Below are 15794 nucleotides of genomic sequence, written 5' to 3'. Positions count from 1 at the left end.
GGAATCCGCCGTGAAGAAGACCGAAGCCGAGCTGCTGGAAAGCCAGTGGGACGTCGAGAACATGGAGGTCGATCCCGAGGTCCTCGCCAAGTACGTCCGGTACGACGTGGACGAGGAACGGGCCGTCGCCACCATCACCTTCGACCGCCCCGAGCGGCTCAACGCCATCCCGGTGGCCGCCTTCGAACGCGTCGGCGACCTGGTGAAGGAGGCGGAGACCGACGACCGGGTCAAGGTCATCGTGTTCAAGGGGGAGGGTGAGCACTTCGGCACCGGCGCCGACGCCGCCGAACTCGGCCACTACATCGGCTACAAGACCGGCACCGACAAGGCGTCCCGGCGGCGTCCCGCCCAGCGCCAGCGCATCCTGCCCGACCGCAACGTGCTCAGCTCCGGTTTCACCCGGCCGATCATCGAGTCGCTCAAGGCGACCATCTGCCAGGTGCAGGGCTACTGCTACGGCGGGCACTTCCAGATCGCGCTCTCGGCCGACATCGTCATCGCCTCCCCGGACGCCCGGTTCACCCACCCGGCGTTCCGCTACCTCGGTCCCGCCCCGCAGGACATGTACCACTGGATCGAGAAGGTCGGCCTGACCACGATGAAGGACGTCATGCTCACCATGCGGGCGATCGGCGCCGAGGAGGGTGAGCGCAAGGGCCTGGTCACCAAGGTCGTCGCACGCGAGGAACTGCAACGCTGGGTGGACGACTACGCCGACGCGATCGCGGTGATGCCGCTGGACTCGCTGATGATGGGCAAGTCGATGATGCAGGTGGTGATGGAGGCCCGGGGCAAGGGGCTCGGGGCGATGACCGGCTGGGTCGGGCACGGCTGGGCCACCAACGTCAGCTTCGCCGACGGGGACTGGAACTTCCTCAAGGAGCGCCGGGAGAAGGGCATCGCGCAGGCGCTGGCCGACCGGGACCGGCTGGTGGCGCCCTACTTCCGGCTCAGCGACAGCCGGTCGCGGGAAGAGTAGGCGACCGGCGTGAAGTTCGGCATCCTGCTCGACCACCAGTACACCCCCGGCGACGACCTGGGTCGCCGGGTCGGTGAGACCGTCGAGTACGTCCAGCACATCCGCGACCTGGGCTACGACTCGGTCTTCGGTATCCACCACTACCTGTCGTCGCTGAGCACCCCGCAGCCGCTGCCGCTGCTGAGCCGGCTCATCGACCACTCCGGGACGATGCAACTGGGCACCGGCATCCTCATCCTGCCGCTGGGCCACCCGGTGCACTGGGCCGAGGAGATCGCCACCATCGACCAGATGTCCGGTGGCCGGTTCGTCCTGGGCATCGGCTCGGGCTACCGGGACGCCGAGTTCACGTCGTTCGGCATCGAACGGCGTACCCGGGTGTCCCGGATGAACGAGGCGCTGGCGGTGATGCAGCAACTGTGGACCGGGGAGCCGGTGCACCACGAGGGCAAGCACTTCACCCTGGACGGGGTGCGGTGCAGCGTACTGCCGGTGCAGCGTCCGCATCCGCCGGTCTGGGTGGGCGCGAACGGCCCGACCGGCATCGCCCGGATCGCCCGGCAGGGGCTGCCCTGGCTCGCCCCGTCCAACGTGCGCCGCAACTGGGCCGTCGGCAACCTGGCCGACTACCGCGAACAGCGTCGGGCCGCCGGCTTCGACGAGCGGGATGCGGTCTTCCCGATCCACCGGGACCTGTGTGTGGCCGACTCCGCCGACGCCGCGTTCGCCGTCGCCGGCGACGCGGTGAAACGCTCCTACGGCGAGTACGTCCAGTACGGCATGGACTTCTTCGAGTCGCAGTGGGACGCCATCAAGGAGAAGGCGCTCTTCTTCGGCTCGCCCGACGACATCGCCGCCAAGATCCAGGATTTCGCCGACGCCGGCTACAACCACTTCGTGTTCCGGGCCCAGTGGCTCGGGCTGCCGATCGCACGGTCGATCGAGATCGTCGAGCGGTTCGCCCGCGAGGTCATGCCGAGGTTCCGCCGATGAGGATCGGCCACGTGATCGTCCCCGCCGACGACCTGGACGCCCAACTCGCCTTCTACACGGCGCTCGGCCTGACGGTGCGCTTCCGCGACGGCGACCGCTACGCCGCCGTCACCGACGGCACGGTGACCGTCGGCCTGGCCGACGCCACCCAGCAACCCGTCGCCGGCCGGACAGTGCTCAGCGTCCAGGTCGACGACCTGGACGCCTGCGTCGCCCGCCTGGTCGCCGCCGGCGCCACCGCCACCGACCCGGTGACCGGCCCCCACGAACGCCGAACCCTGGTCACCGACCCCGCCGGCAACCCCCTGACCCTCTACCAACCCCACCCCTAACCCACCCCCCGCCCGCCCCCGCCCCCGCCCCCGCCCACTCCCTCCGCCTCCGCCTCCGCCCACTCCCTCCGCCTCCGCCCACTCCGCTCCGCCCACCCCGGTGATCAAGAGGAAAACGTCAGGATCGATCTCCACGATGACGCAAACCTCTTGATCACCGGGGCGGGACAGGGCGGACAGGGCGGACAGTGCGGGACGGTGCGGTGCGGGACAGGGGGGACAGGGCGGGGCGGGACACGGTGGGGTGGGGTGGGACAGGGCGGGGGAGTGGGTGGGGGATATGAGAAGGAGATTGATGTGAGTGTGAGTGAGGAGCTGCGTGGCCGGAAGGTCGGCGTGCTCGGTGGGACGGGGCCGCAGGGGCGGGGGTTGGCCCGGCGCTTCGGAGCGGCCGGGTTGGACGTCGTGCTGGGGTCGCGGGACGCCGAGCGGGCGGCGCAGACGGCCGCCGGGCTGCCGGGCCGGGTGCGGGGCGGGTCGAACGCCGACGCCGCTGCCGAGGCCGACATCGTGGTGGTCGCGGTGCCCTGGGAGGGGCACGCCGAGCTGCTCACCGCACTCGCCCCGGTGTTGGCCGGGAAGATCGTGGTCGACTGCGTGAACCCGCTGGGCTTCGACAAGCAGGGCGCCTACGCCCTGGTCGTCGAGGAGGGTTCCGCCGCCCAGCAGGCCGCCGCGATCCTGACCGGGTCGCGGGTCGTCGCCGCGTTCCACCACGTCTCCGCCGTGCTCCTGGAGGACCCGGACCTCGACACGGTCGACACCGACGTGCTGGTGCTCGGCGACGACCGGGAGGCCACCGACCTGGTCCGGGACCTCGCCGCCACCATCCCCGGGGTCCGGGGCGTGTATGGCGGGCGGCTGCGCAACGCGCACCAGGTGGAGGCGTTCACCGCCAACCTCATCTCGGTCAACCGACGCTACCGGGCCCACGCGGGCCTGCGGATCACCGACGTCTGACCCGGTCCTGGCAGAAGGAGAACGCAGGATGGAACTTGCCCGTACCACCGCCATCGTCACCGGCGCGGCGTCCGGACTCGGCGCGGCCACCGCCGCCGCGCTGGCCGGCGCGGGTGCCACCGTGCACGGCTTCGATCTCGGACCGGCCATCGCCGCGGCCGGCGACGCGCCACCGGGGGTCCGCCACGTCGACGTCGACGTGTGTGATCCGGCGGCGGTCCGGGCGGCGGTCGACCAGGCCGCCGCCGACGGCGACGCGCCCCTGCGGACGGTGGTGAACTGCGCCGGCATCGCCCCGTCGCAGCGGATCCTCGGCCGGCGCGGCGTCCACGACCTCGACCTGTACGCCCACGTCGTCCGGGTCAACCTGATCGGCACCTTCACCGTGCTGGCGCTCGCCGCCGAACGGATCGCGCAGACCTCCCCGGACGGGCAGGGCCAGCGGGGCGTGATCGTCACCACCGCCTCGGTCGCCGCCTACGAAGGCCAGGTCGGTCAGGCGGCGTACGCGTCGTCCAAGGGTGGCATCGTCGGCCTCACCCTGCCCGCCGCCCGTGACCTCGCCCCGCACGGCATCCGGGTGATGACGATCGCGCCCGGCATCATGTTGACGCCGATGATGCAGACCGTGTCGGCGGAGTACCGGGCCGGGCTCGCCGCCGGTGTGCCGTTCCCGCCTCGCCTCGGCGACCCGGGGGAATACGCCGGTCTGGTGTTGTCCGTGATCGACAACGACTACCTCAACGGCGAGGTCATCCGCCTCGACGGCGCACTGCGGATGGCACCGCGCTGATCGTTGCGCGCGGCCGGCGGGGCGGCGGTGCGGGTCTCTCACCGGCCCGCCCGGTGCATCGGGTCGTGGCGCGGCCCCGCTGCGCGGGCCGGACCCGGTGCGGCCGGCCTGCCGGTGCGACCGGAGCAGGCGACCACCGCGTGCGGTGCGCGAGTCTCCGGGGCCCGGGAAAGGGGCCTTAGCCCAGACCGGTAGCGGTCGGTGCGCTTATCGGGTGACCATTCCCCGAATTCCTCGTACGTCTGCGGTCGTGCCGCCCGCTGTATCCCTTTTCGGCCCGGCGGTTCTTTCGGCGTTTACCGACTCATCCGCGCCGCGGTCCGTCGATCGACCGGAAGCGAAATTGGGTGACTACCGTCCGGCATTCGTGATTGCGTCGCAGGGCGTCACTAATTGGTGACCCCGGGGTCGGGTGGCAACGGGCTGGGGGCACCGGGGGCACCCGGTGACGGGCGGTCGCGTTGCCGATGCGGATGCGTTACCCCTTCGCCGCCGGCCGCGGAAACGCAGCCCCGGGCAACGATTTGCCGAGGCAACCGTTTGCGCATCTAGAAATTGCCGTAGGCAATCATCAAGCTTCTTCACCGTTGTCGGGCGGGCAGGATGTTAATCGATGCAGCTCTATTAATACAGGAGTATATCCAGTTCAGCCCCATCATGACCGAAATTTTACGGTACGTGTTAACGGTTCCCGTTTCCTGCCTGCGGGGTTGCCAGCACCCTGGCCTGCCTCGTCCCGGCCGGCGGCACGGATCGTCCCCGCCGAATGTCCATGTTTCTGAGGATAGGTGCGGGGTGCTGGGCGCGAATCGTTTCCGTAAATTATCGAGGCGATTTGGTAAACCGAAAGTGATCATCCCAGTTCAGCGCCATTCTCAGCTTTCATTCAGCTTACTTTAGGCATGTGATCCACGTCACATCTGACCGGCTGATTGGTGGTTCGGTCATGCTCCACACGCAGGCATTCCGTCTTGTTAGCGTTCTCATTGCCGGCCCCCGGCGAAACTGTGTATTGACCTTGAGGAACGTGGAAACGTACTCTCGTGGCAATCCCACATCCGCATTGGACGGTTGCTATCCAGGGCTGACGACTGATCGGAGCAGGCCCATGTTCGACGTAATCGTTGTCGGTGCACGCTGCGCGGGTTCGCCCGTGGCAATGCTATTGGCCCGGCGCGGCCACCGGGTTCTGATGGTCGACCGCTCCTCCTTCCCGAGCGACGCGGTGTCGACCCACTACATCCACCAGGCCGGGCTGTCCCGCCTCCAGGCATGGGGGCTGCTCGACGAGGTGATCGACGCGAAGACGCCGGCCATCCGCAAGATGAACTACGTCAACCACGGCATCCCGCTGACCGGGTTCGCCGACCCCATCGACGGGATCGACGCGGTCTACTGCCCGCGCCGGGTCGTGCTCGACGAGATCCTGGTCAACGCCGCCCGCCGGGCCGGCGTCGAGGTCCTGGAGCAGTTCACCGTCTCCGACCTGGTCTTCTCCGAGGGGCGGGTGGTCGGCATCCGGGGCCGCGAGGGCGACGGGCCGGAGCAGGAGTTCCGGTCCACCGTGGTGGTGGGCGCCGACGGGTTCCACTCGACGGTGGCCAGGAAGGTCGGCGCGGAGCTGTACAACGTGCGGCCCGCCGCCGGCTTCACCTACTACTCCTACTACAGCGGCCTGGACTGGGGTCTGCACCACAAGACCGGCTTCCACGAGCAGTGGTTCGGCACCTGGCCGACCAACGGCGACGTCAACATGGTCGCCGTCATCTGCACCCGCCGGCAGCTCAAGGAGTTTCGGCAGGACCCCGAGGCGCGCTTCCTGGCGGTCTTCGACGACGTCGAGCCGGAGATGGGCGCGCAGCTACGCGAGCAGGGCCGGCGGGAGGAGCCCTTGCGGCCGATGCGCTACCCGGACAACTACTACCGTCGCTCGCACGGCCCCGGCTGGGCGCTGGTCGGTGACGCCGGCTACCACAAGGACCCCATCACCGGTTGGGGCATGACCGACGCCTTCCTGCACGGCGAGCTGCTCGCCGACCGCATCCACGAGGCGCTCTCCGGCGAGCGGACCATGGACGACGCCCTCGCCGACTACGTCAAGGTGCGCGACGAGGAGAGCGCGCCGGTCTACGACTACACCACGGCGATGGCCGAGCTGACCCTGGACCCCTACCTGGAAGCGGTGCTCGGGGCGATCAGCACCAGCCAGGAGTGGACCACCAAGATGCTCGGCATGATCGCCGGCGGGGTCGAGGGGCACGAGCTGTTCGCCCCCGACAACCTGGAGCGGATCTACGACGACGCCGGCGTACCCGAGCACAAGCGGATCTACGAACCGTCCTGATCGGCGTGGGGCCGCGCGGGATGAGCGCGGCACGACGGTGGAGGACGTCCCGGTCCTCCGCCGTTCGTTCGTTGCACTTGATCTCTGGAGGAGGCAGGCAGATGACGCGCGCGTCCAGCATGTTCGATCTCATCGGCCAACAGGACGACCAGCGGCCCTACTACGACACCGGCGGCCGTGGCCGGTCCCACGCGTTCTACACCGGCGAGGAGCAGCACCAGCGGGAGCTGGAACGGATCTACCGTCGCCGCTGGTTGCCGGTGGACCACGTCTCCCGGTTCACCGAGAAGGGCTCCTACGCGACGCTGACCATCGGCACCGGCTCGATCCTGATCATCAACGGCGACAACGGCATCCAGGCGTACCACAACTACTGCCGCCACCGGGGGTACCGGTTGGTGGAGGAGGCCACCGGCAAGCGGCAGAGCATCGTCTGCATCTACCACTGCTGGGTCTACGACCGCAACGGCAAGCTCAAGAGCTTCAACGGCACGTACTTCGACCACTTCTTCGACAAGGAGAAGAACGGCCTGCTGCCGGTCCGTACCGAGATCCGGTTCGGGGTCGTCTTCGTCACCTTCTCCGACGACGCGCCGGACCTCGACGCCTCCCTCGGTGAGTTCGGTGAGTTCGCCCGGGTCTACGAGCTGGCCGACCTGAAGTGCATGCAGGCCAAGGACTACCCGGTCGCCTCGAACTGGAAGCTCGTGGCGCACAACGTCAACGAGAGCCTGCACTTCCCGACGGCCCACAAGGACCTGCACCGGATCACCGACTTCGACGACGCGGGAACGTACGAGCTCAAGGGCGACATCGTCGGCGCGTGGCAGGTCATCCGGGACAAGTACAACTCGGTCTCGATGACCGGACGCAGCGACCGGACCCCCATGCCGCTGGTCCCGGACGCCGACCTCAAGAAGATCAACTGGATCACCATCCTGCCGAACCTGCTCTTCGGCTTCACCGCCGACTACGTGATGATGCAGTGGGTCTGGCCGGAGAGCCCGAGCACCTGCTACGTGCGGCACTTCTGGCTGTTCCACCCCTCGGAGACGGCCCGCAGCGACTTCTCGCACGAGGCGGTCTTCGCGCTCTGGGACAAGGCCAACTACGAGGACTGGGAGATGTGCGAGCGGACCCACCGCGGCCTGTCCAACCCGCTCTGGTCGCCCGGGCAGCTCTCCCTGGACGAGGAGGTCGTCTCCCAGATCGACGCCTGGGTGGCGCGCGAGACGGCCGACCCCGTCGACACCGAGGGATGACGGCCGTGGTCAACTGCTTCCTCATCGGCGGCACCCGGGTCCTGGCCCGCTGCGCCGACCAGCTCGTCGAGGCCGGGATCCGCGTCGAGGGCGTCTTCACCGACGACCCGGTCGCCGCCGCCTGGGCGAACGCGCACGACGTCCCGGTGCTGGACCCGCACGGCGACCTCGCCGCCGCGCTCGCCGCCACCGAGGTCGACTACCTGTTCAGCATCGTCAACTTCCGGATCCTGCCCGGCCCGGTGCTGGCGCTGCCGAAGGTGGCCGCGGTCAACTTCCACGACGGCCCGCTGCCCCGCTACTCCGGCAGCAACGTCGCCGCCTGGGCGCTCTACGAGGGTGCGAGCCGGCACGCCGCGACCTGGCACCGGATGACCGAGGCGGTGGACGCCGGCCCCGTGTTGCTGGAGCGGTGGTTCCCGGTCCGGACGCATTCCACCGCGCTCTCCCTGACCTACGAGACCGCCGAGGTGGGCATCGCGCTCTTCGCCGACCTCGTCGGGCACCTGCTGCGGCGCTCGCTGCCCGAGCCGGTCGACACCGGCGACCGCGAGCGCCGCTTCTACCACCAGCGGGACCGGATCGCCGCCGGTGGCCTCATCCACGCCGGCACCTCCGCCACCGAGGCCGAACGCATCGCCAAGGCCCTCGACTACGGTACGTTCCCCAACCCGCTCGGGGTGCCGGCGCTGATCACCGCCCAGGGTGCGGTGTTCACCCGCCAGGTCCGGCGCATCCCCCGCGAGGACCCGCCGTCGGTGACCGTCGCGACGGCCGTGACCGACTCCGCGCTGACCCTCTCCACTCCCGACGGCGACCTGCTGCTGAGTGACTTCACGGCGACCGACGGCAGTGCGCTCAGCGGCCGGGCGGTGGCCCAGCGACTGGGCATCACCCCGGGCCGGCCGCTGCCGGCCGCGCCACCCGAGCGGTTGGCGGCGATCGCCGACGCGCAGGGTCCGCTGCGTCGGCACGAGTCCTGGTGGAAGGCCCGCCTGGCCGACCTGCGACCGGCGCCGTTGCCCGCCGAGGACTTCTCCGCCGCGTCCGCGCACTACGGCCGGTACGAGCTGGCCTACCTGCCCCGGTCCCGGGCCGAGACGGTCGCCGTGATCCGCGCCTTCCTCGCCGTACTCGCCGAGCGGATGGAGGCCCCGAGCTTCGACTTCGCCTGGTCGACCTCGTCGGCGCCCGCGCTGGCCGAGGCGACCTGCGGGCTCGCCGTCGCGCGCGTCCCGGTCCGCTTCGACGCCGCCGCCGCCGACGAACTGTCCGCCCGGCTCGACGAGGCGACCGCCCGGCACGCGTACGCCACCGACCTTGAGGTACGCCTCGGTCTGGCGTACCGCCCGGTCGGCTCCGACGGGCCGACCTTCACCCGGATCGCCGTCCTCCAGCGGCACCCCGACGACGAGGCGGCCACCGAGCCGGACACCGAGATCGCCCTGCTCTGCCTGCACGACGGCCCGCCCACGGTGTTCGTCCGGGAAACCGCCATGTCCGCCGCCGAGGCGCTGGAGTTCGCCGAGCGGGTCGAGGACCTCGCCCTCGGTGCCATGCTCCTCGGCACCGCCGCGCCGACTGTTGCATCGACTCCTGTCACTTCCGACGGGGCTGCGACCGTGTCGGCCGCACCCGCCCCCGCGGACGGGGCAGCGGCGGCACCGGCCGGTGCGACGCCGCCCGACGGGTCCGGGGCCGCCCGACGCGACGGGTCCGACGCCGCCGGCTCGACCGACGTCGCGTCCCACCCGGACCAGGCGGCCGAGCCGGCAGCCTCCGTACCCACCGTGCTGGATCTGGTCGCGGCCACCATGACCGCCCGGCCGGACGCCGTCGCGGTCCGCAGCGGGGCCCGGCGGATCGACTACGCGGCCCTGGACTCCTGGGCCGACGCCATCGCCGCCCGCCTCTACGACCAGGGGATCGGCGCCGGGTCCGTCGTCGGCCTGCTCACCGAGCGCGGCCCCGACCTGGTCCCGGCGATGCTCGGCATCCTGCGGGTCGGGGCGGCGTTCCTGCCGCTCGACCCGAACTACCCGGTGGAGCGGCTGCGCCGGTACGTGCAGGTCGCCGAGTGTGAGCTGATCCTCGCCGACGAACACAGCCTCGCGTTCGGCGAGTCGGTCGGTCCGGTGCTGCCGATCCCCGGCCCGGACGGGTCCGCGCTGGCCGTGCCGCCGACGGTCACCGGCGCCGATCTCGCGTACGTGCTGTTCACCAGCGGGTCGACCGGCGAACCGAAGGGGGTGGAGATCGGGCACGCCGCCCTGGCGAACTTCCTGACCGGCATCGGCGAACGGCTCGGTTCGTCCGAGACCGACATCGTCCTCGCGCACACCACCGTCGCGTTCGACATCTCCCTGCTGGAACTGCTGCTGCCGCTGACCGTCGGCGCGACCGTGACCCTGGCGTCCCGGGCGGTGGCCCGCGACCCGCACCGGCTGGCCGACCTCATCGGCGAGGTCACCGTCGCCCAGGCCACCCCGAGCATGTGGCGGCTGCTGCTGGAGACCGGCTGGACGCCGAGGCCGCAGCTCACCGTCCTGTCCGGCGGCGAGGCCCTGGTGCCGGCGACCGCCCAGCAACTGCACGGCACCGCCGGGGCCCTGTGGAACCTCTACGGCCCCACCGAGGCGACGATCTGGGCGTCCGCCCACCGGGTCGAGTCGGTCGGCGCGTTCCTGCCCCTGGGCGAACCGCTGCCCAACCTCACCCTGCACGTGCTCGACGCCGACCTGAACCCCGCCGACACCGGCGAGCTGTACCTGTCCGGCGTCGGCCTGGCCCGGGGCTACGTCAACCGCCCGGACCGCACCGCCGAGGTGTTCCTCACCCATCCGGTCAGCGGCCAGCGGCTCTACCGCACCGGGGACACCGTACGGCGGCACGCCGACGGCGCGATCGAGTGGTTGGGCCGGGCCGACTCGCAGGTCAAGGTCCGGGGCAACCGGATCGAACCGGCCGAGATCGAACGCGTCCTGGCGGAGTGCCCCGGCGTCACCGCCGCCGCCGTCGTCGCCGTCGCCTTCGAGGGTCGGGGCGAACCGCGGCTGACCGCCTACCTCGTCGGCGAGCGCACCCTGGTCAAGGCGGAGCTGGACACCTTCGTCGGCCGGCGGCTGCCCGAGTACATGGTGCCGGACGCCTACGTACGGCTCGACGCGATGCCGTTGACCGACAACGGCAAGATCGCCCGTGGCCGGCTGCCGCTGCCGGACCGGCACACCATCATCCGCACCGGCGTCCCCTCCGTCGCACCCGCCGCGACACCGACGGCCACCGGCGCCACCCCGGAACCGACCGTCACGCCGGAGCCCGCCGTCGTCCCGGAGCCGACCGTCGCGCCGGAGCACCGCATCGCGCGGGTCTTCGCCGCCGTGCTCGGCCACGACGAGTTCCTGGTCACCGACAACTTCTTCGACCTCGGTGGTGACTCGGCCAACGTGACCCGCGCGGCGCTGGCGCTCACCGAGGAGTTCGGCGTCGCGGTGAGCCCACCGGCCATCTTCGCCACCGGCACCCCCGAGCGGCTCGCCGAACTGCTCCAACCCGCGCCCGCCACGCCCGAACGCTCCCGGGCCGGCACCACCGCCGGGGCGACCCCCGAGCAGGCCGTCGTCGCTGCCGCCGAGGCGGTCGTCGCGGCCGGTGCGGCCACCACCGAGGCGACTGCCGACCGTACGGTCGACGCCGCATCGGACCCGGCGCACCCCGTCGCGGCCGGTGCGGCCGGCGGACCGCAGGCCGCCACCGGCGACCCGGCCGGACAACCCGACACCGTACGGCCGGAGCCGCCCCGCCACCGCGCCCCGGCGAGCCCGTCCGGGACCCCGGCACCCGACACCGTCGGGGAGGCGCTCGCCATCATCGGCCTGGCCTGCCGGTTCCCCGGTGCCGCCACCCCCGACGAGTTCTGGGCCAACCTCGCCGACGGGGTTTCCAGCGTCGGAGACGCGCCGACCGGACACCGTGGCTGGGGTCACCTCTGGTCCGCCGCCGACGAGGTCCCGACCGGCTGGGTCGACCGGGTCGAGCACTTCGACGCCGCCCGGTTCCAGCTCACCGACCGGGAGGCCCGACGGCTGGACCCGTTGCAGCGCCTGCTGCTGAGCGTCACCGACGAGGCCCTGGAGAGCTGCGGCCACACCGCCGCCTCCCTCGGCACCGCCACCGGCGTCTTCATCGGCACCATCGCCAGCGACTTCCCCGAGTTGGTGGCGGGCAGCATCGGGGCCAGCGACCCGCACGTGGCCACCGGCACGGCGGTGTCGATGGTGGCCAACCGGCTCTCCCACGCCTTCAACTGGTCGGGGCCGAGCTTCGCCGTCGACACGGCGTGCTCGTCCTCACTGGTCGCCCTGCACGAGGCGGCCATGCACCTGCGCGCCGGGGAGGTGGACGCGGCCGTCGTCGGCGCGGCCAACCTGGTGCTGACCCCCACCAAGACCCGGTCCTTCCTGCGCAACGGCATGCTCTCCCCGACCGGGGTGTGCCGCACCTTCGACGACGACGCCGACGGGTACGTCCGGGGCGAGGGCTGTGGGGTCATCGTCCTGAAGCGGCTCGCCGACGCCGAACGCGACGGCGACCCGATCCTCGCGGTGGTCCGCGGGTCCGCGGTGAACCACACCGGTGCCGCCGGCTTCCTGACCGCGCCGAGCAGCACCGCCCAGCAGGCGGTGATCCGCAGCGCCCTGCGGCGGGCCGGCGTCGAGGCGGACGGGGTCGGCTACATCGAGGCGCACGGCACCGGCACCCAGCTCGGTGACCTGATCGAGTTGGAGGCGTTGCAGGCCGCCCTGGGCGAGGCGCGGCGGGGCACGGTGGCGGTCGGCTCGGTGAAGACGAACATCGGCCACCTCGAACCGGCGGCCGGGATCGCCGGCCTGATCAAGACGATTCTCGCGCTCCAGGCGGACCGGATTCCGCCCTCGGCCCACCTCACCTTCCCCAACCGGGCGTTCCGCTTCGAGAACTCGCCGCTGTTCGTCCCGGACCGGCTCGTACCGTGGGTCGGGCCCCGGGTCGCCGGGGTCAGCAGCTTCGGCTTCGGCGGGGTGAACGCGCACGCCGTCCTCGCGGCGGCCCCGTCGCCGACCCGGGTGCCCGCCCGGACCGGCCCCGGCCTGCTCACCCTCTCGGCGGGCTCCGAGGAGGGGCTACGTACCCTCGCCGGCCGGCTCGTGCACCTGCTCCGGTCGCCGTACTGCCCGCCGCTGGCCTGGATCTGCGTGGCCAGCCGGCAGCGCCCGGCGGCGACCTACCGGCTCGCCTGCGTGGTGGACACCATCGAACAACTCGACGACAAGCTGATGCTGTTCCTCGCCCGCGCCGAGGGCACCCGCAACCTCTACACCGGGGTCGCCCCCACCCCGTCGGGGCGGACCCTGCCCCTACTGGGCGACGCGCCCGGACGCGACGCACTCGACACGACGGCCCGCCGCTTCGTGGCCGGCGACGGCCTGGTGGCCGAGGAACGCGCCCCGGTGCGCTTTCCCACCGCCCCGCACGAGGAGAAGCACCTGTGGTTGGCGCCCGCGTCGACGGCGGGACAGCTCCCGGCGGGCGGTGCTGCGGCGACCACGCCACCCGGGTCGTGGCGCGAGCACCCGGAGGCCCTGGAACACGTGGTGCTGGGCGACCCGACGCTGCCCGGCGCCGGCTACCCCGGCAAGGTCGCCGAGCTGCTCGGACGGGACGCCTTCACCCTGCGGGACCTCACCTTCCGGGCCACCGTACGGCCGCCGACGACGCTCACCGCCGAACGGCACGGCACCCGGGTCACCTTCCGTGACGACACCGCCGCCGTGGTCTGCGACCTGGAGGTGACCGACCCCGAACCGGCCGATCCGACGCTCACCCCGCCCGCCGACCCCGTCGGGCTCACCCCGGTCGACCTCGACGGCATGTACCGCGACTTCGACCGCAACGGCCTGCGGTACGGCCCGAGCTTCCGCTGCGTACGCCAACTGTCGATAGCGGACGGTGCGGCGACCGGCACCCTGCGGGTCGACGCCGGACCCGACGCCGGTCCGGTGGACGCCCGGCTGCTCGACGGCGCCTTCCAGGTGGCCCTCGCCGCCTGCGGGGCGCAGGGCCTCTACGTGCCGTTCACCGTCTCCCGGCTGACCGTGCGGGGCCGGCTCACCGGCGAGGTGCGCGTGCGCGCCCGCCGGGACCGGGGCAGCGCTCCCGATGCCGGGCTGCTCACCGCCAGCCTGGTGGTGCTCGACGGCGACCGCCCGGTGCTCACCGCCCAGGGCATCACCTGGCGTCGGATCTCCCCGGCCCCGCCGTCCACCCCGTCCACCCCGGCGGGCGCGCACGACCGGGCCCGGTTCGACGGCACCACCCCGCCCGGTGCTCCCACGCACCGTGGCACCCCGCCCGGGGTCGCCACGCCCGGCTCCGTCCCGGTCCACGGTGCCGACGGCAACGGTCGGGTCCCGGCCGCATCCGGGCCCGGCACCGCCGCCGCTGCCTCCTTCGCGGTCAACGGGGCCGCTGCCTCCTTCCCGGCAAACGGGGCCGCCGGTGCCGGCGACCTCGGTCGGGTGCTGGCCCGGTGGATCGCCGAGGGCCTGGAGACCGACGTCGAGACCCTCGAACTGGACCGCCCGTTGGAGGCGCAGGGGCTCGACTCGATGCTGGCGGTCTCGCTGGCCCAGGACATCCGTACCCGGCTCGGCGTGGACATCCCGGTCACCCTGCTGCTCGAGGTGGGGACGGTGGAGAACCTCGCCCGGGAACTGCGCGACACGTACGGCGTCACCGCCGTACCCGGTGCCGCGCCGGCACCCGGCCCGGTGCCACCCGTGCCGCTCGGCGGCTCCCCGGGCGGCGGTTCTCCGGCCGCGGTGCCGGCGGTCGGCGTACCGGCGACCGACCTGCCCCCGGTCGCCGTGCCGGTGACGACGGCTCCGGCGGCCCTGACCCCGGCTGCCCCGGCTTCGGCTGCGGTGACGCCGGTCGCTGTGGCGACCACGGCAGCCTCGGACCGGCACGACATCGCCGTCGTGGGGATCGATGGCGTCTTTCCCCACGCCAGCAACATCGACGAGCTGTGGGAGGTGCTCACCCAGGGCGAGGACTGCCTCCGCGAGGTCCCGAAGTCCCGCTGGGACATCGACGACTATTACTCCGACGCGGCCGAGCCCGGCACCGTCTACCTGCGCCGGGCGGGCTTCGTCGACGAACTGACCGACTTCGACGCGCCGTTCTTCCGGATCTCACCGGCCGAGGCCCAGTGGATCGACCCGCAGCAGCGCCACCTCATCCAGTCCGCCTGGCGCGCGCTGGAGGACGCCGGCCTGTCCGGCCGTACGGGCGACCGGTCGACCGGGGTGTTCGTCGGTGCCAGCTACCAGCACTACCGGGACATGGTCGTCGGCGACGTGGTGCAGACCGCCGCCGGGCTGGGTAACCACAACGCGATCCTGGCCAACCGGGTGAGTTACTTCCTGGATCTGTCGGGGCCGAGCATGACGATCGACACGTTGTGTTCGTCGTCGTTGGTGGCTCTGCACACCGCCGTGCGCAGCATCCGCAGTGGCGAGTGCGACCAGGCCATCGTGGCCGGAGTCCACCTGGCCATGTCTCCGCAGTACTTCCAGCTCGGCTCCCGCCTGCGTTCGTTCTCTCCGTCGGGTGCGTCGCGGGCGTTTGATGCGGGGGCGGATGGGTTTGTGCCGGGTGAGGGTGTGGTGACGGTGGTGGTGAAGCGGTTGGTGGATGCGGTGCGGGATGGGGATCGGGTGCGGGGGGTGATTCGGGGTTCGGCGGTGAATCACGGTGGTCGGACGAGTGGGTTGACGGTGCCGAGTAGTGCGGCGCAGCGGGAGGTGATTGTGGCGGCGTTGCGGGATGCGGGGGTGGGTGTGGATCGGATCGGGATGGTGGAGGCGCATGGGACGGGGACGTCGTTGGGTGATCCGATTGAGGTGGAGGGTTTGACGCGGGCGTGGCGGGGTTTCACGTCGCGGACGCAGTTCTGTGCGATTGGTTCGTTGAAGTCGAACATCGGTCATTTGGAGCCGGCGGCGGGCCTGGCGGGGTTGGTGAAGGTGTTGTTGTCGTTGGAGCACGGGGTGGTGCCTCCGACGTTGCATGTGGTGCGGCCGAATGA

Annotated in this window: 8 protein-coding genes; all 8 read left to right on the top strand. The window is 71.7% G+C overall.

What is annotated here, in order from left to right; all coding sequences use genetic code 11:
- The first annotated feature begins 10 nt into the window (after positions 1-10).
- Complete coding sequence (locus tag GA0070216_RS17095) at positions 11-982, top strand: enoyl-CoA hydratase/isomerase family protein (protein WP_091246929.1); 972 nt, start codon at positions 11-13, stop codon at positions 980-982.
- Between the two features lie 9 nt (positions 983-991).
- A complete protein-coding gene (locus tag GA0070216_RS17090) occupies positions 992-1975 on the top strand; it encodes an LLM class flavin-dependent oxidoreductase (RefSeq protein WP_091246927.1) in 984 nt (327 codons plus the stop codon).
- On the top strand, positions 1972-2307 hold the full coding sequence (locus GA0070216_RS17085; protein ID WP_091246925.1) for a VOC family protein: 336 nt from the start codon (positions 1972-1974) through the stop codon (positions 2305-2307). Before GA0070216_RS17090 ends, GA0070216_RS17085 begins: the two co-directional genes overlap by 4 nt.
- A 291-nt stretch (positions 2308-2598) precedes the next feature.
- Complete coding sequence (npdG, locus tag GA0070216_RS17080) at positions 2599-3267, top strand: NADPH-dependent F420 reductase (protein WP_091247377.1); 669 nt, start codon at positions 2599-2601, stop codon at positions 3265-3267.
- Between the two features lie 28 nt (positions 3268-3295).
- On the top strand, positions 3296-4060 hold the full coding sequence (locus GA0070216_RS17075; protein WP_091246923.1) for an SDR family NAD(P)-dependent oxidoreductase: 765 nt from the start codon (positions 3296-3298) through the stop codon (positions 4058-4060).
- Between the two features lie 946 nt (positions 4061-5006).
- The gene (locus GA0070216_RS17070) at positions 5007-6404 is read left to right on the top strand and encodes an NAD(P)/FAD-dependent oxidoreductase (RefSeq protein WP_342670751.1); all 1398 of its coding nucleotides are present in this window, start codon (positions 5007-5009) and stop codon (positions 6402-6404) included.
- 101 nt (positions 6405-6505) lie between these two features.
- Positions 6506-7666, top strand: a complete 1161-nt coding sequence (locus tag GA0070216_RS17065; RefSeq protein ID WP_218108220.1) for an aromatic ring-hydroxylating oxygenase subunit alpha — start codon at positions 6506-6508, stop codon at positions 7664-7666.
- Positions 7663-15794, top strand: an 8132-nt coding sequence (locus GA0070216_RS17060; protein WP_141723120.1) for an amino acid adenylation domain-containing protein, incomplete at its 3' end; no start/stop codon positions are given. The genes GA0070216_RS17065 and GA0070216_RS17060, both read left to right, overlap by 4 nt.

It is taken from the genome of Micromonospora matsumotoense (genome assembly GCF_900091525.1).
Taxonomy (GTDB): Bacteria; Actinomycetota; Actinomycetes; order Mycobacteriales; family Micromonosporaceae; genus Micromonospora; species Micromonospora matsumotoensis.
The sequence above is the reverse complement of the archived record's forward strand: the minus strand, read 5'-3'. Positions and strand labels throughout refer to the sequence as shown.